Here is a 20,247-nt window from a genome sequence, read left to right as displayed (position 1 = left end):
TCACGGCATGTCGGCCCGATGCGCGTTTCTGTTCAACTGCTTCGCCAGATGGCTTGACTGCCAAGATGCACATGCATCCTGTCAGTTTCCTGAACAGAAATACTGTTTGCAATGAAAATAGACTGGCCTGTCTGTTTTCGTCGCAGGCAGACAGGCACCGCGCCCGGCAGAAACGCGGTGCCAGGAGGTTACTGCGTGAGGCGCAGGCGGGTCAGGTTGGTGGCAATTTCCTGGAAGACCTCGTCAAGCTTCGACGTACTGGCCGCGTCGTAGAAATTGGCCGGGTTGCTGGCACAGCGCTTCATCAGGTTCTTCGCCGAGATCGGCACCTGCGTGCCGTAGGTGACCGTGTAGATCTCGATTCCCTGCTGGCTGGCGTAGTTGCAGGCCTGCTGGGTCCAGGTATCGGCCCGGGACTGGCTCGTGCCGTTGTGGTCCGGCGAATTGGGCAGGTTCGGCGCCCGTGTGTTCTCGCCGTCCGTCATCACCACCATGATCTTGTGGACCTCGGCATCCACCGTCGCGGGATCGACCGCCTCGGTGAAGGGCGCCACCGGTGTCAGCAGCCGCAGGCCCCACATCACGCCATCGGCGATGTAGGTCATGCCGCTGGCATTCATCGCGGAGACCTTCGCCAGCACGTCGGTGCGGCTGCTCGACAGCGGTAGCAGCGGCTGCGGGCAGGTCGCGTTCATGATCCCGGGAAACAGGACCGAGGGCGTGTCGTCGGTCAGCGCCAGCTTGTCCGTGGCGCTGCCGCGCGATCCGACGCACCCGTTCCAGTGCAGCGAGTTTGTGTCGGCGGGAACATCCATCCACGCGGCGTTCCGGTTGCCCATGCCCACGTTGACGTATTGCGCGAAGGGAACGACGCCGATGCGCACCGCCACGGTCGCCTTGGTGGCATCGAAAAGGGTGTTGGTGAAATTGGTCGCGGCGACCTTGAGGCCCTGGATCTTGCCGCTCGATGCCATCGACCCGGTATTGTCGAGCACGAGAGCGACCTCGACGCGCGTGTCCTTGGAGACGAACGCGGCGGAGTGAACCCCGAGGCTGTAGTCCTGCTGGACGACGGCGGACATGATGTAGGGGGTGTAGGTCACCTTGGTGTCGAGCACCACCTGGTTGTCGGCATAGTCGTAGTCCTTGATCACGATCGTGCCGAAATCGCTGTTCGACATCAGGAAATCGAGGATCTCGGACTGCGGCGGCAGGCTCTTGTTCAGTTCGTAATACCGCGCGGCATAGAGCGTCGCGGCATCCGTCGCGTTCTGGAGCTGGCCCCGCACGCGCAGCATGTTGTTGTAGTCGACCGTGAAGGCGACGGCGGCCAGCAACGGAAGCGACAGCAGCGCGAACATCATCGTGAAATTGCCTTCCTTGCGGTCACGCAGAAAGGCGAGGAATGAACGGGTCTTGCGCATGATGATCCTTCGTCGGAGGGCCATAAATCTTAGAAATAAATAGATGAGAGATATCTAAATATTGCTAAGCCGCCTGGTGAAGGATGCCTTGCGCCGTTCATGAAAATGCCGACCATCCGTACCGGTACAGTCGGACGCCGGGGGGGCTCGGCCCACCTTGACGACCGTCGCTGCAACGCGGTCAGGGGTCCGTCCGCCGAACGTGTGGGGTTGGGAAAGGATCAGTGGACCCGGGACGGCTGCCGGCCCGGCCGGGCAGGGGCGTCAGTCAGCCAGCACTTCCACGTCCTGGTTCTTGCCGGCCACGACCGTGAAATCGCGCTGGTAGATGTGATCGCGGTTCTTGGCCACGATCACGTAATTGCCCTCGGCAAGGACCATGGAGGCGAAGGCGCCGACGTTCTCGCGCACGATGTCGCCGGCCTCGGTCATGACCGCCCAGGAGGTGTCGGCGATCGCTTCGCCGCCGTGGTCGCGCACCAGCTTCAGCGTCAGTTGTGCCGCGCGGTGCTCCACCACCGCCTCGGTCAGCTTGCCGGCCTCCACGCGGATATCCGAGCGGATGACGGCGTTGACCGCGCCATAGGTCGAAACGATGTGGTAGGTGCCGGCATTGAGCCGGACCACGGTCCCCGGCTTGACGTCGGGGATGATCAGGGCGTGCTCGCCGTTGACGTCCTCGTGCACGTCATAGATCGAGAATTTCAGTTTCTGGGGCGGAATCCGCACGCCGCCGGACAGCGTTGCATTGAGCTTCAGTCCGCCGGCATCGAGAACCACAGTCTCGGCGCGGGTCTCGCCCGGCTTGATCGTCACCCGCTTGGTGGCGCCGGCCCGGCCGAAGGCCGCGTGGACGAGATAGGCGCCCGGCGCCAGGTCGAAGCTGGCATCGCCGCCCTGCGCGCTGGCGACCAGCGGCAGGCGGCCGTCGTCACCAGTGGTGGTCAGGAAAACCCGCCAGGTCATGCCGCGCGGGATCGGGTCCGATCCCTGCACGAGGCTGGCCTTGAGCGTAAGACGGCCGGAACGCAGTGCCTGCGGTCCCGCATCGCGCGCCGGTGCATAGGCCTTGATGCCGGGCAGGTCGATCGGCGGAACGTCGGTCGCAGTCGCATTCTGCGCGCGCGCCGCTGGCATCGCCATGGCCAGGGCGGCCGCCGCGACCAGGGCTGCTCGAATCGTGTGACGGACAAGGGACATGGCGCTCATGGCTTGCCATGAAGCCCAAGGCAGTGGCAATTTCAAGGCGAATTTTTCACATGGCCCGGGTTGCCGGCCGCAGGCCGGCCGAACGGACCGCCACCCCGCGAAAACGAGAAAGAAGCCGTCTTGACTGCACTTGCCGAATATCTGCTCACGCGCCAGTCGCCCGCCATCCAGATGCTGAAGGAACCTGGACCGTCGCAGGCCGAAATCGAAACCCTCGTGCGCATCGCCTCGCGTGTCCCGGACCATGGCAAGCTCCAGCCTTGGCGTTTCATCCTCTATCGCGGCGACGTCCGCCATCGCGTCGGCGAGATGCTGGCGAAACGCCTGGAGGAGCGCGACGGCCCGCTGACGCCTGGCGCGCGCGAGAAGGAATGCGAGCGGTTTTCCCGCGCGCCCCTCGTCATCGGTGTCATCTTCTGTCCGCGCGAAAGCGACAAGATCCCGCAATGGGAGATGTTCCTCTCCGCCGGTGCCGCCAGCATGAACCTGGTCCATGCCGCCCATGCGCTGGGCTATGGCGCGAACTGGATCACCAACTGGTATGCCGATGATGCCGAGGCCCGGCGCCTGCTCGGGTTGAAGCCCGACGAGCGCGTCGCCGGCTTCGTTCACATCGGCACGGTCGAAGGCGAGCGCCCGGACCGGCCGCGCCCCGAGCCGGCCGATCTCATGAGCGATTACACCGGACCGGAGGCCGCCTGATGTTCTACCAGCCGAACAGGGGCCACGGGCTCCCGCATGACCCGTTCAAGGCCATCGTGGCGCCACGTCCGATCGGATGGATATCGACCCGGTCCAAGGACGGCAGCGTCAATCTCGCGCCCTATTCCTTCTTCAATGCGATCTCCACCCATCCCCACCTCCTCTTCTTTTCTTCCGAAGGCGAGAAGGACAGCGTCACGTTCGCCCGCGAGACCGGCGATTTCGTTTGCAACCTGGTCTCTGCCGACCTCTTCGAGCAGATGAACAAGAGTTCGGTCGATGCACCGCGCGGGACCTCCGAGTTCGACTATGCCGGCCTGACACCGACGCCCTCGAAGCTTGTCCGCGCGCCCCGCGTCGCCGAAGCGCATGCCGCGCTGGAATGCCGGGTGACCGATATCCAGCAGCCGCGCGGGCTGGAAGGACGGGCAAGCGGGGTCTTCCTCGTCTTTGGCGAGGTCGTCGGCGTGCACATCGACGAGGCGATCATGACCGACGGCCTCGTCGACGCGGTCAAGGCCGCCTCCATGTCGCGGCTCGGCTACATGGATTACGCGCGGGTCACGGAGACGTTTTCGGCCCGCCGGCCGCGCTGGGAATAGGCCGAAGGCGCCATTTGGCATCGCCGGGCTTGCCTTTTGCGCTGCAATACCGTAAGGCGCGGCTATTCCACACACGGGCTTCGGGCCTGGCCGGGAGACATCCGGTCCGGTCCTCCGGTGGCGGGGGTCCCGTCATTGCCCGTGGAGGTTCAACCGGAAAGGATAAAAAGCAGATGGCTCTGCCCGATTTCTCCATGCGTCAGCTCCTGGAAGCCGGCGTCCACTTTGGTCACCAGACCCACCGCTGGAACCCGAAGATGTCGAACTACATCTTTGGCGCCCGCAACAACATCCACATCATCGACCTGTCGCAGACGGTTCCGCTGCTGCACCAGGCCCTGAAGGCCGTGTCCGACACCGTTGCCGGCGGCGGCCGCGTGCTGTTCGTCGGGACCAAGCGCCAGGCCTCCGACCTGGTTGCCGACGCGGCCAAGCGGTCCGCGCAGTACTACGTCAACGCGCGCTGGCTCGGCGGCATGCTGACGAACTGGAAGACGATCTCCAATTCGATCCAGCGCCTGCGCAAGCTGGAAGAACTGCTGGCCGGCGAGGCCCAGGGCTTCACCAAGAAGGAACGCCTCAACCTGGAGCGTGAGCGCGACAAGCTCGACCGCGCCTTGGGCGGCATCAAGGACATGGGGTCCACGCCGGACCTGATGTTCGTGATCGACACCAACAAGGAAGCGATCGCCATCCAGGAAGCCAAGCGTCTCGGCATCCCGGTCGTCGCCATCCTCGATTCCAACTGCGATCCGGACATGGTCGACTACCCGATCCCGGGCAATGACGACGCCGCCCGCGCCATCTCGCTTTACTGCGACCTGATCGCCCGGGCATCGCTGGACGGCATCGCCCGCCAGCAGGGCTCCATGGGTGTCGATCTCGGCGAATCGGCCGAGACCCCCGTCGAGCCGGCGCTGGACGAGACCCCGGCCGAAGGCGGCGAAAGCCAGGCCTGATCGCGAAGTCCGTAACGCCGGTGTCATCCCGGCGTCATGGGCCGGATCGTATTCAAACCGGACGCGGGCGGGCTCCGCGTCCATTCTCCGGCGCATCTCGGCGGCATCCGGCCGTGGTGATGCGCCCTCGCATTTCGACATGACGAGGCGACTTATGACGATTACCGCTGCAATGGTGAAGGAACTGCGCGAAAAGACCGGCGCAGGCATGATGGACTGCAAGACCGCGCTCAACGAGAACGCCGGTGACATGGAAGCCGCGATTGACTGGCTGCGTGCCAAGGGCATCGCCAAGGCCGACAAGAAGGCCGGCCGCACGGCTGCCGAGGGCCTGATCGGCGCCGCTTCCGACGCGACCTCCGCGGTTCTGGTGGAAGTGAATTCCGAAACCGATTTCGTGGCGCGCAACGATGCCTTCCAGGACCTCGTGATGGGCATTGCCGGCACCGCGCTCGGCACCGACGGTACCTTCGACGCGGTGTCCGCCGCCACCTATCCGGCAACGGGCAAGTCGGTGGCCGATTCGGTCAAGGACGCCGTCGGCACCATCGGTGAGAACCTCACGTTCCGCCGCTCCGCCAAGCTTTCGGTCGGCAAGGGCGCCGTTGCGACCTACATCCACAACTCCGTCGCCGACGGCCTCGGCAAGCTCGGCGTGCTGGTCGGCATCGAGACCGAGGGCGATGCCGAGAAGGCCTCCGCCTTTGCCCGCCAGGTCGCCATGCACGTCGCCGCGACCAACCCGCTGGCCCTGACCGACAGCGAAGTGGATGCCGATGTTGCCGCCCGTGAAAAGGCGATCTTCATCGAGCAGGCCCGCGAATCGGGCAAGCCGGACAACATCATCGAGAAGATGGTCGAAGGCCGCATGCGCAAGTTCTACGAGGAAGTCGTGCTGCTCAAGCAGGCCTTCGTCATGAACCCCGACCTGACGGTCGAGAAGGCCCTGGCCGAAGCGGTCAAGGAAATCGGTGCGCCGGCGAAGCTGACCGGGTTCGTGCGCTTTGCCGTTGGCGAGGGCATCGAGAAGGAAGAAAGCGACTTCGCAGCCGAAGTCGCCGCCGCGGCCAAGGGCTGACCGGCCGCCTGCAGCAAATCTGCTGGAAAATGCATCAGGGCGCCGCGTGACAACGCGGCGCCCTTCGTGTATCCGCTTGCGCGGCCTGCCCATTTCATTCGAGGTATTTTTCATGACGTCCAAACCGACATTCCGCCGCGTCCTGCTCAAGGCTTCCGGTGAAGCTCTGATGGGAGGGCAGGGGTTCGGGATCGACGTTTCCGTTGCAGACCGGATTGCCGCCGACATTGCCGAGGCGCGCGCGATGGGCGTCGAGGTCGGCGTCGTGATCGGCGGCGGCAACATTTTCCGCGGTGTCGCCGTGGCCTCGAAGGGCGGCGACCGCGTGACCGGTGACCACATGGGCATGCTTGCCACCGTCATCAACTCGCTGGCGCTGCGCACCTCGCTGGTCAAGCTCGGCATCGACGCCGTCGTCCTGTCCGCCATCGCCATGCCGGAAATCTGCGAAAGCTTTTCGCAGCGCCAGGCCACGGCCTACATGAACGCCGGCAAGGTCGTGATCTTCGCCGGCGGAACGGGCAATCCCTTCTTCACGACGGATTCGGCCGCGGCCCTGCGCGCAGCCGAGATCGGTGCCGACGCCCTGTTCAAGGGAACCCAGGTCGATGGTATCTATTCGGCGGATCCGAAGACACACCCGGACGCCGAGCGGTTCGAGCGGATCACCCATGACGAGGTGATCTCGCGCGGCCTCAACGTGATGGACACGGCGGCGATTGCGCTTGCCCGTGAGAACAACATTCCGATAATCGTCTATTCGATCCATGAAAAGGGCGGATTCGGCGAGATTCTGCGTGGGAATGGCCGCTGCACGGTGGTTCGCGACGCCTGACGGCACGCCACCCGACCGGCCAAACTGGAGGTTTGAGAGCATGAGTGACGGCATTGACATGAAAGACCTTGAGCGCCGCATGGAAGGCGCCATCAACGCGTTCAAGAACGACCTGGCATCGATCCGGACGGGGCGGGCCTCGTCCAACCTGCTCGACGCCATCCATGTCGAGGCCTACGGCTCGCCGATGCCGATCAACCAGGTCGCGACCGTGTCGGTGCCGGAGCCGCGCATGATCTCGGTGTCGGTCTGGGACAAGACGATGGTCGGCGCCGTCGACAAGGCGATCCGCGAATCCAACCTCGGCTTCAACCCGATCATGGACGGAACGACGCTGCGCATCCCGATCCCGGAACTCAACGAGGAACGCCGCAAGGAACTCGTAAAGATTTCCCATCAGTATGCCGAGCAGGCGCGCATCGCGGTCCGCCACGTGCGTCGGGATGGCATGGACCACCTCAAGAAGGCGGAAAAAGACAGCGACATCAGCCAGGATGAGCATCGCGTTCTGTCGGAGAAGGTCCAGAAGATGACCGACGACACGATTGCGCGTATCGACAAGCTCGGCCAGGAAAAGGAAGCCGAGATCATGCAGGTCTGACGCGGCAAGGCGCCGCAGCGGACGCCTTGAACGGAAACATCGGGATACGTCATGACACAGCCCGCCCACGTGGCGATCATCATGGATGGCAACGGCCGCTGGGCCAAGCAGCGCCATCTGCCGCGAAGCGCCGGACACAAGGCCGGCGTCGAGGCCCTGCGCAGGGCCGTGCGCGCGGCGGGCGACATCGGCCTGGAATACCTGTCGGTCTTTGCCTTCTCCTCGGAGAACTGGAACAGGCCGGCCGGCGAGGTGTCCGACCTCCTCGGGCTCTTCCGGCTCTTCGTCCGGCGTGACCTGGCCGAACTCCATGCCAACGGCGTCCGGGTGCGCATGATCGGCGATCGCGACGGCCTGTCCGCCGACCTGGTGTCGCTGATCGACGAGGCCGAGGTGCTGACCCGGGACAACACCGGGCTGACGCTCGTCATCGCGTTCAATTACGGCTCCCAGGACGAGATCACCCGGGCGATGCGGCGTATCGCCCTGCGCGTCGAACGCGGCGAACTGGCACCCGCCGACATCACGCCGGAAACGGTCAGTGCCCATCTCGACACCGCCGGCATTCCCGACCCCGATCTCCTGATCCGCACCAGCGGCGAGCTCCGGCTGTCCAACTTCCTGCTCTGGCAGGCGGCCTACACGGAGTTTCTCTTCCTCGATTGCTACTGGCCGGATTTCTCCGAACGCACCCTGCGCGAAGCCGTGGAGGCCTTCTCGGCCCGTGACCGCCGGTTCGGCGGTGTTGCGCCACAGGACATCGCGCTGTGAGCAACCTGCAGCAACGCATCATTTCCGCTCTCGTCCTGGCTGCCGTCGTGCTGACGCTGACCTGGTTGGGCGGCATCTGGTTCCGCCTTGTCGCGGCCGTCATTGGCGTTGCCATGGTCTATGAATGGCTGGGGATGCATCGCGACCGGATCACGGCGCCCCTGACGCTGCTGTCCTGGGCAGCAATTGCCGCGGTCGCGCTGGCCTTGCTCGCCGGCATTGCGTCCTGGCAGACCGGACTGCTGATCGCGGGCGGCACGGCCGTGCTGCTTGCTGTCGGCCTCGTGCGTGGGCAGGGCGGTCTGGCGGCGCTGGGGCTGGCCTATGCTTCCGTTCCGGCCCTGGCGCTGGCAAAGCTGCGCGGCGGCGATGATGCGGGCCTCGTGGCGATCCTCTTCCTTTTCGCCGTCGTCTGGGGCACCGACATCTTTGCCTATTTCTGCGGCCGGGCGATCGGCGGCCCCAAGCTGGCCCCGTCCATCTCGCCGGGCAAGACGATTTCCGGGGCCATCGGCGGCGCCATTGGCGGCGTGGCGGCAGGGCTGGCCGTTCTGGCGGCCGCCGGGGTTCCGCTCGCCTGGGGCATTGCCGGGCTCGCACTCGCCATGTCGGTCTTCTCGCAGGCCGGAGACCTGTTCGAATCGGCGATCAAGCGCCGCGCCGGCGTGAAGGACAGTTCGCACCTCATTCCCGGTCACGGCGGCGTCCTCGACCGCGTCGATGCCCTTGTCGTGGCTGCCGTGCTTCTCTACCTTGTGGCGGCCTTCTACGGGGGCGCTGATCATCCTGTCATGGGGATCTACCGGGCTGGCCTGTAGGGCGGGCCTGCCACGGAAATGCCGTGCTTGATGGCGAACCTCGGTACCGGGAAGGCCTGGGCCGGAAACGCAGGATGCCGGATGTGCTGAAATCGACTTCGGGGGAGACTTCTTTTTGCTGGACGTGATCGTTCCGTTTCTCTTCGTGCTCATCATTGTCGTCTTCGTGCACGAGATGGGCCACTATCTCGTCGGGCGCTGGTGCGGCATTGCCGCCTCCTCGTTTTCCATCGGCTTCGGTCCGGAGATATGGGGCTTCAACGACCGGCATGGAACCCGCTGGAAGCTGTCGCTCATTCCGCTCGGCGGCTACGTGAAATTCCTCGGTGACATGAATGCGACGAGCAGCGCGCCCGACGAGGGCGAACTCGCCGGCCTCAGCGAGGAGGAACGCGCGCGCGCCTTCCACGTCCAGCCGGTCTGGAAGCGCTTCCTCACCGTGCTGGCCGGCCCGGTTTTCAATTTCCTGCTGACCATCCTCGTCTTTTCGGTGATGTTCGCGACCAATGGCCGCTACGAGCTGGACCCGCTGGTCGGCGAACTCATGCCAGACGGCCCGGCGGTCGCGGCCGGTTTCCAGCCCGGCGACCGCTTTGTCTCCATGGACGGCATCCCGATCACCGAGTTCGGTGACGTGCAGCGATACGTGCCGCTCAGCGGCGGCGAACCGATCCATTTCATCGTCAACCGCGACGGCAAGGATGTCGAGCTGACCGTGACACCGAGCCGCAGGGAAGAGACCGACCCGCTTGGCAACAAGGTGATGCGCTACCTGATCGGCATCAAGGCCGACACCTCGCCTGCCGCCATGCGCCGGCTCGACTACGGACCGCTCGAATCGGTGGGTGCCGCCATCCAGGAAACCGCCTTCCTGGTGACGTCGACCGGTCAATTCATGAAACTTCTTGTCACGGGCCGTGAAGACAGCTGCCAGCTCGGCGGACCGGTGAAAATCGCCGACATGGCCGGAAAAGCAGCGGCCAAGGGCTTTATCTGGGTGGTTCAGCTGATCGCCATGCTTTCGGTTGGAATAGGGATTCTCAATCTCTTGCCCATACCGCCCCTTGATGGCGGCCACCTGATGTTCTACGCCATCGAGGCAGTGCGGGGACGGCCGGTTTCCGAAGCTGCCCTGGAATATGTCTACCGGGCAGGATTCCTGGTCGTACTCGTGTTTATGGGGTTCGTTTTCTGGAACGACCTTTTTGGTTGCAGCATGTGAATGTGGAGGTTTCCAGAGGGGCAGCGGATTAAGCGGGCGTTTACCATGGTTGCAGACTGGCGTGGCCCGAAAGCCACGGCGGCGCACATCGTAAACAGAAATTAACCGTCAGCCTTGCTTGTGTGGAAAATCCGGGTATTACGGTGTGTAGCAAACACCGGATATTGCCCGGGATTCTCGCCTGGGGACTTCGAGAAACAAGGTAATTGAACCTGATGAAGGCATCATCCAATTTCATGAGCGCCGTTTCCGCGGTTGCCCTCTCGGCCGGTCTTGCGGTTTCGGGTTCGTTTGCGCTGCAATTCGCCACCATCGCGGAAGTTCAGGCCGCTGTCGTCCGCTCCATCGAGGTTCGTGGCAACACCCGCGTGGATGACGAGACGATCCGGTCCTACATCGACATCAAGCCCGGGCGCTCGTTCAGCCCCGCGGATATCGACGAGGCAGTGAAGCGTTTGTTCTCCACCGGTCTGTTTTCCGACGTGAGCATCAATCCCGTCGGTTCCACGCTCGTGGTCCAGGTTGCCGAGTACCAGGTCGTCAACCAGGTCCTGTTCCAGGGCAACAAGAAGATCAAGGACGAGCAGCTGGCCGCCCGCGTCCAGACGCAGCCGCGCGGTCCCTATTCGCCGTCGACGCTCAACGTCGATGTCGACACGATCAAGGAATCCTACAACCGGATCGGCCGCTCCGACGCCGTTGTCACCACCGACATCATCGACGTCGGCCAGAACCGCGTGAACGTCGTCTTCAACATCCAGGAAGGCGGCCGCACGAAGATCGCCAACATCGACTTTGTCGGCAACAATGCCTATTCCGACCGCCGCCTTCGCGATGTCATCTCGACCAAGCGGTCGACGCTGCTGTCGTTTCTGATGCGCGACGACGTCTATGACGAGAACAAGCTGCGCGCCGACGAGGAAGCGCTGCGCCGTTACTATTACAACCACGGTTATGCCGATTTCCGCGTGATTTCGGCCGACGCCCAGCTCGACGAGTCCGCCAACGAGTACACGATCACCTTCACCATCGACGAGGGCGAGCGCTACACGTTCGGCGACATCGAGGTGGAGAGCACGATCCCCGGCGTTGACGCGGCACAGCTCAAGCGCGCTGTCGAGACCGACCAGGGCGACGTTTACAGCGCCAAGAACGTCGAGGACAGCATCATCGGCCTGACGGAAGCCGTCGCCGGCGATGGTTATGCCTTCGCGCAGGTGACGCCGCGCGGCGACCGTGACTTCAACAACCGCAAGATTTCCGTCGTCTACACGGTCGATCAGGGGCCGCGCGCCTACGTCGAGCGGATCGAGATCCGCGGCAACGACCGCACGCGTGACTATGTCATCCGGCGCGAGTTTGACCTTGCCGAGGGCGACGCCTTCAACCAGGTGCTGATCAAGCGCGCCAAGCGCCGCCTGGAAGATCTCAACTACTTCGACAGCGTCAACATCACGACGCAGCAGGGCTCGGAAGCCGACCAGGTCGTCATCATCGTCGACGTCAAGGAAAAGTCGACCGGCGAGTTCTCGATCGGCGGCGGTTACGTCACCGGCGGTGAAAATCCCGGCCCGCGCGTCGAGCTCTCGGTCGCCGAGCGCAACTTCCTCGGTCGCGGTCAGTACATCAAGTTCTCCGCCGGCGGCGGCAAGGACTCCCGCGACTATGCCGTGTCCTTCACGGAGCCCTATTTCCTTGGCCGCCGCATCGCTGCCGGCTTCGATATTTCGCGCCAGACGACCAAGGGCGACAATTACGACACCGAGGTCACGTCGGGCACGATCCGTTTCGGCCTGCCGATCACCAATGCGCTGACGACCCAGGTTGCCTACAACCTGTCCAGCGAGCGCTATACGCTGGCGGGCAAGGCGATCACCGACTGTAGCCCGATTGTGACCGCCGCCTGTAAGCTGCCGCTCGCAACCCTGGATGCGATCAACAACAGCCCCTGGGTCAAGTCGTCGGTCAGCGGTGCGCTGCTCTACAACACCATCGACGACATGAAGAACCCGCACAACGGCATCTTCGCCAAGTTCGATGCGGAATACGCCGGTCTCGGTGGCGATGCCCACTTCATGAAGTTCACCGCGCGCACGCAGTACTACCGCCAGCTCAACGACGAGATGGACCTGGTGGGTCTCGTGACGGCAGGCGCCGGCCACACCATCCAGAGCGGCAACAATCCGCTGCGCCAGTTCGACCTCTTCAAGAGTTCCGACCGCATCATTCGCGGCTTCGCCTACAACGGCATCGGTCCCTACCAGAACCTTCCGTCGGGTGGCATCGAGCACGTTGGTGGCATGACCTATTTCCACGGGTCGGCCGAACTGCAGTTCCCGATGCCGGTCCTGCCGGAATCGCTGGGCATGCGTGGCGCCGTCTTTACCGACGTGGCCACGCTCTACGGCGTGCCGACCGGTACGGCCTATGCCGGTTCGCTGGGCACGACCAGCCAGTGGCGCGCCTCGGCCGGTGCCTCGATCATCTGGCAGTCGCCTTTCGGTCCGCTGCGCATCGATTACGCGATCCCCTATCTCAAGCAGACGGGCGACGTGGTCGAGAATATCAACTTCGGCATTTCGGGCCGCTTCTGACGCGGCCTGACCTGTCGGTTCGCACATGAGAACGGACCGGGCGCCGGCGCAATGACAGAGCTGTCCTTCTTCCGCATGGCTTCGGCGTTCGGCGTCGGCGATATCGCCGCGCTGTGCGCCGCCCATGTCGAGGCCAATGGCGGCAACCCGGAAGCGCAGGTGACCGGCATTGCCTCGGCGGCCAGTTGCAGCGCCGGCCAGCTTGCCTTCGTCGAAGGTCGGCGCAACCGCCATCTGCTCGACGGGATCGAAGCCGCGGCCGTGCTCGTCTCCGAGGATCTTCTGGACCATGTGCCCAAGGGCGTCGTTGCGCTGGTGGTTCGCCATCCGCACCAGGCGTTCGCACGGGTCGCTCGAGCCATGTACCCGTCGGCCATCCGCCCCGAACCGGTGACGGGCGAGAACGGCATATCGCCGAAGGCTTTCGTCCACGCCCAGGCCCGCCTTGAAAAGGGTGTGATCGTCGAGGCTGGCGCGGTTGTCGGTGCGGGCGCCGAGATCGGTGCCGGAACGATCGTCGGTCCGGGTGCCGTGGTCGGGCCGGATTGCCGCGTCGGACGCAATAGCTTCATCGGTGCCCACGCGTCGCTGCTGGCCACGCTTGCCGGCAACCGGGTTGTCATCCATCCCGGTGCCAGGATCGGCCAGGACGGGTTCGGATACGTTCCGGGCGCTGCCGGGCTGGAAAAGGTTCCGCAGATAGGCCGCGTCGTCCTGCAGGACGATGTCGAGATCGGCGCCAACACCACGATCGATCGCGGCGCGCTCGGCGATACCGTGGTGGGCGAGGGCACCAAGATCGACAATCTGGTGCAGATCGGGCACAACGTGAAAATCGGGCGGTGCTGTGCCATTGCCGCGCAATGCGGCATTTCCGGCTCCGTCACCATCGGCAATTACGTCATGCTGGGCGGGCGCGCGGGCATCGCCGATCACCTGACGATTGGCGACGGGGTCCAGCTCGCCGCGGCCGCCGGTCTGATGCACGATATTCCCGCCGGGGAAAAATGGGCCGGCGCCCCGGCCATGCCGGTAAAGAAGTTCTTCCGCCAGACCGCGGCACTGAAGAACCTGTCGGAGGCGCCGCGCAAGAAGGATCGTGACGATGACTGAAAAGACGACGCTTGAAACCATGGATATCATGCGGATCATGGCCTTGCTGCCGCATCGCTATCCGTTTCTTCTCATCGATCGCGTCATCGAGGTGGATGGCGACCGTTCGGCCATCGGCATCAAGAACGTCACCGTCAACGAACCGCATTTCCAGGGTCATTTCCCGGCTGCACCGGTGATGCCGGGCGTGCTGATCATCGAGGCGATGGCCCAGACGGCCGGTGCGATCTGCATCAGTTCCACCACGGCCGGTGGCGACGCACCGAGCGTCGTCTATTTCATGACCATCGACAATGCGAAGTTCCGCAAGCCCGTCGTTCCCGGCGACCGCCTGGAGATCCACGTCAGCAAGCAGAAGCAGCGCGGCGCTATCTGGAAGTTTGCCTGCGAGGCGAAGGTCGACGGCGCGAAAGTGGCAGAGGCGGTCATCTCCGCCATGATGACCGTGCCGGAAAAGGACTGAGTGCCGATCGTGGGTGACACCTCCATTCACTCATCGGCGGTGGTTAAAGGCGGGGCGCAACTGGGGCACGGTGTCCGGATCGGGCCCTTTTGCCATGTCGGTGCCAACGTGGTGCTCGGCGACAATGTCGAGCTGATCAGCGGCGTGACCATCCTCGGCCACACGAGCCTGGGCGAGGGCTGCCGCGTCTATCCCGGTGCCGTTCTTGGCTGCGATCCGCAGAACCATGCCCACAAGGGCGGCCGGACCACGCTCGAGATCGGCCGCAACGCGACCATCCGCGAAGGCGTGACCATGCATGTCGGCAGCGACAACGATCGCGGCCGCACGACCGTGGGCGACGATTGCAGCTTCCTGGCCTACTCGCACGTCGCGCACGATTGCAGCCTTGGCGACCGGGTGACGCTGACGCAGGGCGCGCTGCTCGGCGGCCATTGCCAGGTCGGCGATGCCGCCATTCTCGGTGGCATGGCAGCCGTCCACCAGTTCGTCCGGATCGGCCACCACGCCTTCGTCGGCGGCATGACGGGCGTCGAACGCGACCTGATCCCCTTTGGCATGATTACCGGCAATCGCGGCAAGTTGCGCGGGCTCAACGTGGTCGGCATGCGGCGCTCCGGCATGGCGCGTGACGAGATCCGCACGGTGCGCGCGGCCTACAAGATGATCTTTGACCCGGTGACACCGCTGGGCGCCAATATCGAGCAGGCCAGGAATGCTTTTCCAGGCTCCCAGGCCGTGCAGGACATCATAGCCTTCATGACCAGCGATGCGCGGCGCAAGTTCGTCATGCCACCGGTTTCCGGGCGGACCCGCCCGGACGACGGCGATGACGAGGACTGACGACAGCTCCATGCCGCGCGAACGTGGCGGCCGCATCGCGGTCGTCGGCGGAAGCGGCGCCTTGCCGTTGGCCCTGGCCGAGGACCTGGCAGGCGCCGGCGAGGCGCCCGTTCTCCTGGCGATCCGCGGCGAGGCCGACGAAGCCTTCTCACGGCGTGCCGACGCCGTTCTGGACATCGAGACGATCGGGAAGCTGCCGGCGCGCCTGAAGGCGCTCGGGGCGGACCGCGTCGTCTTTGCCGGCGGGGTCAGGCGGCGCCCGAAACTCCATCGCATCGGCCTGACCCTGGGCGTGCTGCGCATGATGCCGCGAGCCGTACGGGCGCTCGGCGCAGGCGACGACGCCCTGTTGCGCCTGGTCGCCGATTTCATGCAACAGGAAGGCATCCGCGTCGTCGGCGCACAGGAGATCATGCCGCGCCTGCTTGCGCCCGAAGGCGCCATTGCTGCCATCGCACCCGGCAGCGAGGACTGGCCGGCGATACGCGCCGGCTTCGAGGCGGCCAAGGCCATCGGCGCGCTCGACATCGGCCAGGCCGCTGTCGCCTTCGGCAGCCGTGCCATCGCGCTGGAAGGCATCGAGGGGACCGAGGGCCTGTTGGAGCGGACGCGCGAGATGCGCCATCACGGACGCCTGACATCGACGCGCCGCGGCGTCCTGGTCAAATGCTGCAAGCCGGGGCAGGACATGCGCGCCGACCTGCCGTCGATCGGCCCGCAGACCGTGACCGCCGCCCATGCCGCCGGCCTCTCCGGGATCGCCGTGGAGGCAGGACGGTCGCTGATCCTTGAAATCGACAAGGTGCGGGAGCATGCTGATCGGCTCGGCCTCTATGTCGTCGGTGTCACGGAGGCCATGCTGTGAGCGCGCCGATCCGCCTGGCCGTGGTTGCCGGCGAGGAGTCCGGTGATCTGCTCGCCGCCGACCTCGTCGCCGCGTTGCGCCGCCTGACGGGGCGGGACATCGTCCTGACCGGCGTGGGAGGCGGGCATCTGGCGGCCGAAGGCCTCACAAGCCTCTTCGATCCCTCCGAAATAGCGCTCATGGGCATTTCGGCGGTCGTTTCCCGGCTGCCATCGCTCATCCGTCGCATTTCGACGACGGCCGACGCAATCGTCCAGGCCCGGCCCGACCTCTTGCTCATCGTCGACAGCCCCGACTTCACCCATCGCGTGGCACGCAAGGTGCGCGCGCGCATGTCCGGACTGCCGATCGTGGATTATGTCTGCCCGTCCGTCTGGGCCTGGCGGCCCGGCCGGGCGAAGGCCATGACGGGCTATGTCGATCACGTGCTGTGCCTGCTGCCGTTCGAGCCGGAGGCGTTGAAGCGGCTGGACGGCCCGCCGGCGACCTATGTCGGGCATCGCCTGGCCCGCGATCCCGGTCTGGAAGGCGTCTGGCAGGCGCAGTTGGAGCGCGCCGGGGATCCGCGCAGCCCTGTCCTCTGCCTTCTGCCCGGCTCCCGCCGGTCGGAAGTCAGCGGCCTGCTGTCCTTCTACCGTGATACCGTCGAGGAACTCTCGCGCATCGGATCGACACCGGACCTGCTCCTGCCGACGGTTCCCCATGTCGAGCCGCTGGTGCGCGACCTGACCGCCGGCTGGCCCTGGAAGCCTGAGATCGCGGTGGGAGAGGCGGCCCGTCATGCCATGTTTGCCCGTGCGGATGCGGCGCTGGCGGCCTCCGGCACGGTCACGCTGGAACTGGCCCTGGCCGGCGTTCCGCTGGTGTCATGTTACCGCACCGACTGGCTGGCGCGTATGCTGCGCCACCTGATCGTGGCCTGGTCGGCGTCGCTGCCGAACCTGATCGCCGGCTATCCGGTGGTCCCGGAACTCTATGATTACAGCCTGCGTCCAGGCTACGCGGCACGCTACCTCGCCGCGCTGATGAAGGACGGGGCGTTCCGCCAGGCCCAGCGGGAAGGCTTTGCCGCCATCCGCGACGTCATGACCACGACGCGGCCCGCCGGCGAGATCGCGGCCGAAACCGTTGCCGGGCTGCTCCGGGACGGATGACGTCAGCGATAGGCCCGGAATGAAAAAGGCGCCGAGTGGGCGCCTTTTTGGTCTTCTAGGATCGGATCCAATCCGCTCAGCGGTTTTCCACCGCGACGTAGTCACGCTGCGGCGCACCGGTATAGAGCTGGCGCGGACGGCCGATCTTCTGGCGCGGATCCTCGATCATTTCCTTCCACTGGGCGATCCAGCCGACGGTACGGGCAACGGCGAACAGCACGGTGAACATGTTGGTCGGGAAGCCGAGCGCCTTGAGCGTGATGCCGGAATAGAAGTCGATGTTCGGGTAGAGCTTCTTCTCGATGAAATACTCGTCGGTCAGCGCGATCCGCTCCAGTTCGATGGCCACGTCGAGCAGCGGATCGTCCTTGATACCGAGCGTCTGCAGCACCTCGTGGCAGGTCTTCTGCATGATCTTGGCGCGCGGATCGTAGTTCTTGTAGACGCGGTGACCGAAGCCCATCAGGCGGAACGGATCGTTCTTGTCCTTGGCGCGGTTGATGAACTCGGGAATGCGGTCGACCGAGCCGATCTCCGACAGCATGTTCAGCGCCGCCTCGTTGGCACCGCCATGCGCCGGACCCCACAGGCAGGCGATGCCCGCCGCGATGCAGGCGAACGGGTTGGCGCCGGACGAACCCGCCAGGCGAACCGTCGACGTCGAGGCATTCTGCTCGTGGTCGGCATGCAGGATGAAGATACGGTCCATGGCACGGGCCAGAATCGGATCGATCTTGTACTCCTCGCACGGCACGGCGAAGCACATGTGCAGAAAGTTGGAGGCGTAATCCAGATCGTTGCGCGGATACACGAACGGCTGGCCGATGTGATACTTGTAGGCCATCGCCGCGATCGTCGGCATCTTGGCGATCATGCGCATCGAGGCGACCATGCGCTGGTGCGGATCGGAGATGTCGGTGGAGTCGTGGTAGAAGGCCGACATGGCGCCGATCACGCCGCACATGATGGCCATCGGGTGGGCGTCGCGGCGGAAGCCGGAGAAGAACCGGCTCATCTGCTCATGCACCATGGTGTGGCGCGTGATCCGGTAGTGGAAGTCCTCGTTCTGCGCCTTGGTCGGCAGTTCGCCGTAGAGCAGCAGGTAGCATGTTTCCATGAAGTCGCCGTGCTCGGCGAGCTGCTCGATCGGGTAGCCGCGGTGCAGCAGCACGCCGGCGTCGCCGTCGATGTAGGTGATCTTGGATTCGCAGCTTCCCGTCGACGTGTAGCCCGGGTCGTAGGTGAACGTTCCGGTCTTGGCATACAGCGCGGTGATGTCGATGACGTCCGGTCCGATGGTACCTGAATGGACCGGCAGATCGATGGCCTCGCCGCCGACTTCGAGTTTTGCGGTTTTCTCGTTCATTCAGGTCTCCTTTCGTGACGCATGACGTCAGACGTTTCGATTTTGCAATGCAAAATTATCGGCTAGGTAGCTAGCCTATTTAAGCTCTCCTGCCAAGCGTACCGGCACCGTATTCAGCCCGGTTCCGCGTAGGCCTTTTGTCGTGCCAAAACCTGTCGCAACGTCAGGCATGGCGGTGTTTCAGGCGGTTTGATCGCCGATTCTCGCCAGGCTCTCCTCGCGTCCCAGCACGGCCAGGACATCGAAGACGCCGGGCGACGTCGCGCGCCCGGTCAGCGCCGCGCGCAGCGGCTGGGCCACCTTGCCGAGTTTGAGGTCCCGGGCCTCCGCGAACGTGCGGACGACCCGCTCCGTCGACTCGGCCGACCACTCGGTCACCGCGGCCAGATCCGGCAGGATGTCCCCCAGCAGGGCCCGGGCGTCGTCGTCCAGGAGGCTGGACGCCTTCTCGTCGAGCGCGAGCGGGCGCTCGTCGAACAGGAAGGCCGCGCCCGCGACCAGTTCGTTGAGGGTTCGCGCCCGCTCCTTGAGCCCCGGCATGGCGGCGAGGAACTGTGCCTTGCGCTCGTCCGTCAGCTTCTCCAGCAGGGCGGGGCCTTCCGGGAGATGCGGCAGCGTGTCCATGAGGACCGCCATCAGCTCGTCAGCGCCGGCATTGCGCATGTGGATGCCGTTGAGCGCTTCCAGCTTCTTGAAATCGAAGCGGGCCGCGCCCTTGTTGATGTCCTCGATCTCGAACCAGGCGATCATGTCGTCCAGGCTCATCACCTCGTCGTCGCCATGGCTCCAGCCGAGCCGCACGAGATAGTTGCGCAATGCCGAGGGCAGGTAGCCCATCTCGCGGTAGGCTTCCACGCCAAGCGCTCCGTGACGCTTCGAGAGCTTGGCGCCATCCGGGCCGTGAATGAGCGGGATATGCGCCATCACCGGCACGTCCCAGCCCATGGCCTCGTAGATCATGGTCTGGCGCGCCGCGTTCGTCAGGTGATCGTCGCCGCGGATGATATGCGTGACGCCCATGTCGTGATCGTCCACCACGACCGCCAGCATGTAGGTGGGCGTGCCGTCGGAACGCAGGATGATGAAGTCGTCGAGATCCTTGTTCGGAAACCGGACATCGCCCTGCACCTTGTCGGCGACCAGCGTTTCCCCTTCGAGCGGCGCCTTGATGCGGACGACCGGCTTGATGCCCGCCGGCGCCTCGGAGGGATCACGGTCACGCCAGGTGCCGTCGTAGCGCGGCGGCCGCTTTTCCTCGCGCGCCTTCTCGCGCATCGCCGCCAGTTCTTCCTGCGAGCTGTAGCAGTAGTAGGCCTTGCCGGCGGCCACCAGGTCATGGGCGACCTCGGCATGGCGGCCGGCACGCTCGAACTGGGAGATCGGCACGCCGTCCCACTTGAGACCGAGCCATTCCAGCCCCTCGAGAATGGCGGCCGTGGCCGCGTCCGTGGACCGCTCCCGGTCGGTGTCCTCGATGCGAAGCAGCATCTTCCCGCCGGTGTGGCGGGCATAGAGCCAGTTGAACAGGGCGGTTCTGGCGCCGCCGATATGCAGGTAGCCGGTGGGCGAGGGCGCAAAGCGGGTAATGACGGGTGTGGTCATGGCAAGCCGGTCCGTTGGTCTGGAAA

The 20,247-nt window shown here is 64.9% G+C and carries 19 protein-coding genes; 15 read left to right on the top strand and 4 right to left on the bottom strand.

The window, feature by feature from the left end:
* Positions 1 to 188: 188 nt before the first annotated feature.
* Entirely contained in the window at positions 189 to 1,424 is a 1,236-nt protein-coding gene (locus CSC94_RS04055) for a vWA domain-containing protein (RefSeq protein ID WP_165784311.1), read from the bottom strand.
* Between the two features lie 264 nt (positions 1,425 to 1,688).
* Positions 1,689 to 2,633 (bottom strand): hypothetical protein, encoded by a 945-nt coding sequence (locus tag CSC94_RS04050; RefSeq protein ID WP_245408250.1) that lies wholly within the window; start codon positions 2,631 to 2,633, stop codon positions 1,689 to 1,691.
* Between the two features lie 171 nt (positions 2,634 to 2,804).
* Between CSC94_RS04050 and CSC94_RS04045 the strand changes: the two genes are divergently transcribed.
* The 15 genes from CSC94_RS04045 to CSC94_RS03975 all read left to right on the top strand — a co-directional run bounded on the left by CSC94_RS04045 (position 2,805) and on the right by CSC94_RS03975 (position 17,253).
* Positions 2,805 to 3,335 carry a nitroreductase family protein gene (locus tag CSC94_RS04045; protein ID WP_099305192.1) on the top strand — a complete coding sequence of 177 codons (531 nt, stop codon included), beginning with the start codon at positions 2,805 to 2,807 and terminating at the stop codon, positions 3,333 to 3,335.
* Positions 3,335 to 3,937, top strand: a complete 603-nt coding sequence (locus CSC94_RS04040) for a flavin reductase family protein (protein ID WP_099304087.1) — start codon at positions 3,335 to 3,337, stop codon at positions 3,935 to 3,937. Before CSC94_RS04045 ends, CSC94_RS04040 begins: the two co-directional genes overlap by 1 nt.
* Before the next feature lie 173 nt (positions 3,938 to 4,110).
* Positions 4,111 to 4,896, top strand: a complete 786-nt coding sequence (gene rpsB, locus CSC94_RS04035; RefSeq protein WP_099304085.1) for a 30S ribosomal protein S2 — start codon at positions 4,111 to 4,113, stop codon at positions 4,894 to 4,896.
* Positions 4,897 to 5,050: 154 nt separating this feature from the next.
* Positions 5,051 to 5,974, top strand: a complete 924-nt coding sequence (gene tsf, locus CSC94_RS04030) for a translation elongation factor Ts (protein ID WP_099304083.1) — start codon at positions 5,051 to 5,053, stop codon at positions 5,972 to 5,974.
* Between the two features lie 112 nt (positions 5,975 to 6,086).
* Positions 6,087 to 6,809, top strand: coding sequence for a UMP kinase (pyrH, locus tag CSC94_RS04025; RefSeq protein WP_099305190.1), 723 nt, complete (start codon positions 6,087 to 6,089; stop codon positions 6,807 to 6,809).
* Positions 6,810 to 6,849: 40 nt separating this feature from the next.
* On the top strand, positions 6,850 to 7,410 hold the full coding sequence (gene frr / locus CSC94_RS04020) for a ribosome recycling factor (protein ID WP_099304081.1): 561 nt from the start codon (positions 6,850 to 6,852) through the stop codon (positions 7,408 to 7,410).
* 51 nt (positions 7,411 to 7,461) lie between these two features.
* Positions 7,462 to 8,181: an isoprenyl transferase gene (locus CSC94_RS04015; RefSeq protein WP_099304079.1), complete on the top strand. Its 720-nt coding sequence runs from the start codon at positions 7,462 to 7,464 to the stop codon at positions 8,179 to 8,181.
* On the top strand, positions 8,178 to 8,999 hold the full coding sequence (locus CSC94_RS04010) for a phosphatidate cytidylyltransferase (protein ID WP_099304077.1): 822 nt from the start codon (positions 8,178 to 8,180) through the stop codon (positions 8,997 to 8,999). The genes CSC94_RS04015 and CSC94_RS04010 overlap by 4 nt, the downstream gene beginning before the upstream one ends.
* A gap of 91 nt (positions 9,000 to 9,090) precedes the next feature.
* Positions 9,091 to 10,221 carry an RIP metalloprotease RseP gene (gene rseP, locus CSC94_RS04005; RefSeq protein ID WP_245408280.1) on the top strand — a complete coding sequence of 377 codons (1,131 nt, stop codon included), beginning with the start codon at positions 9,091 to 9,093 and terminating at the stop codon, positions 10,219 to 10,221.
* 215 nt (positions 10,222 to 10,436) lie between these two features.
* The gene (gene bamA, locus CSC94_RS04000) at positions 10,437 to 12,815 is read left to right on the top strand and encodes an outer membrane protein assembly factor BamA (protein ID WP_099305186.1); all 2,379 of its coding nucleotides are present in this window, start codon (positions 10,437 to 10,439) and stop codon (positions 12,813 to 12,815) included.
* Positions 12,816 to 12,866: 51 nt separating this feature from the next.
* Positions 12,867 to 13,928: a UDP-3-O-(3-hydroxymyristoyl)glucosamine N-acyltransferase gene (lpxD, locus tag CSC94_RS03995; protein WP_099304075.1), complete on the top strand. Its 1,062-nt coding sequence runs from the start codon at positions 12,867 to 12,869 to the stop codon at positions 13,926 to 13,928.
* Positions 13,921 to 14,391, top strand: a complete 471-nt coding sequence (fabZ, locus tag CSC94_RS03990; protein WP_099304073.1) for a 3-hydroxyacyl-ACP dehydratase FabZ — start codon at positions 13,921 to 13,923, stop codon at positions 14,389 to 14,391. The genes lpxD and fabZ overlap by 8 nt, the downstream gene beginning before the upstream one ends.
* The gene (gene lpxA / locus CSC94_RS03985; RefSeq protein WP_342585944.1) at positions 14,392 to 15,234 is read left to right on the top strand and encodes an acyl-ACP--UDP-N-acetylglucosamine O-acyltransferase; all 843 of its coding nucleotides are present in this window, start codon (positions 14,392 to 14,394) and stop codon (positions 15,232 to 15,234) included. It abuts the gene before it with no gap.
* Positions 15,221 to 16,099 (top strand): LpxI family protein, encoded by an 879-nt coding sequence (locus tag CSC94_RS03980; RefSeq protein ID WP_099304071.1) that lies wholly within the window; start codon positions 15,221 to 15,223, stop codon positions 16,097 to 16,099. Before lpxA ends, CSC94_RS03980 begins: the two co-directional genes overlap by 14 nt.
* A complete protein-coding gene (locus tag CSC94_RS03975) occupies positions 16,096 to 17,253 on the top strand; it encodes a lipid-A-disaccharide synthase (RefSeq protein WP_099304069.1) in 1,158 nt (385 codons plus the stop codon). Before CSC94_RS03980 ends, CSC94_RS03975 begins: the two co-directional genes overlap by 4 nt.
* A 76-nt stretch (positions 17,254 to 17,329) precedes the next feature.
* Here the strand turns inward: CSC94_RS03975 and gltA are convergent, their stop codons facing one another.
* Positions 17,330 to 18,619, bottom strand: a complete 1,290-nt coding sequence (gene gltA / locus CSC94_RS03970) for a citrate synthase (RefSeq protein ID WP_099304067.1) — start codon at positions 18,617 to 18,619, stop codon at positions 17,330 to 17,332.
* Positions 18,620 to 18,799: 180 nt separating this feature from the next.
* Positions 18,800 to 20,221 carry a glutamate--tRNA ligase gene (gene gltX / locus CSC94_RS03965; RefSeq protein WP_099304065.1) on the bottom strand — a complete coding sequence of 474 codons (1,422 nt, stop codon included), beginning with the start codon at positions 20,219 to 20,221 and terminating at the stop codon, positions 18,800 to 18,802.
* Positions 20,222 to 20,247 lie beyond the last annotated feature (26 nt).

It is taken from the genome of Zhengella mangrovi, assembly GCF_002727065.1.
Classification (GTDB): domain Bacteria; phylum Pseudomonadota; class Alphaproteobacteria; order Rhizobiales; family Rhizobiaceae; genus Zhengella; species Zhengella mangrovi.
The sequence above is the reverse complement of the archived record's forward strand: the minus strand, read 5'-3'. Positions and strand labels throughout refer to the sequence as shown.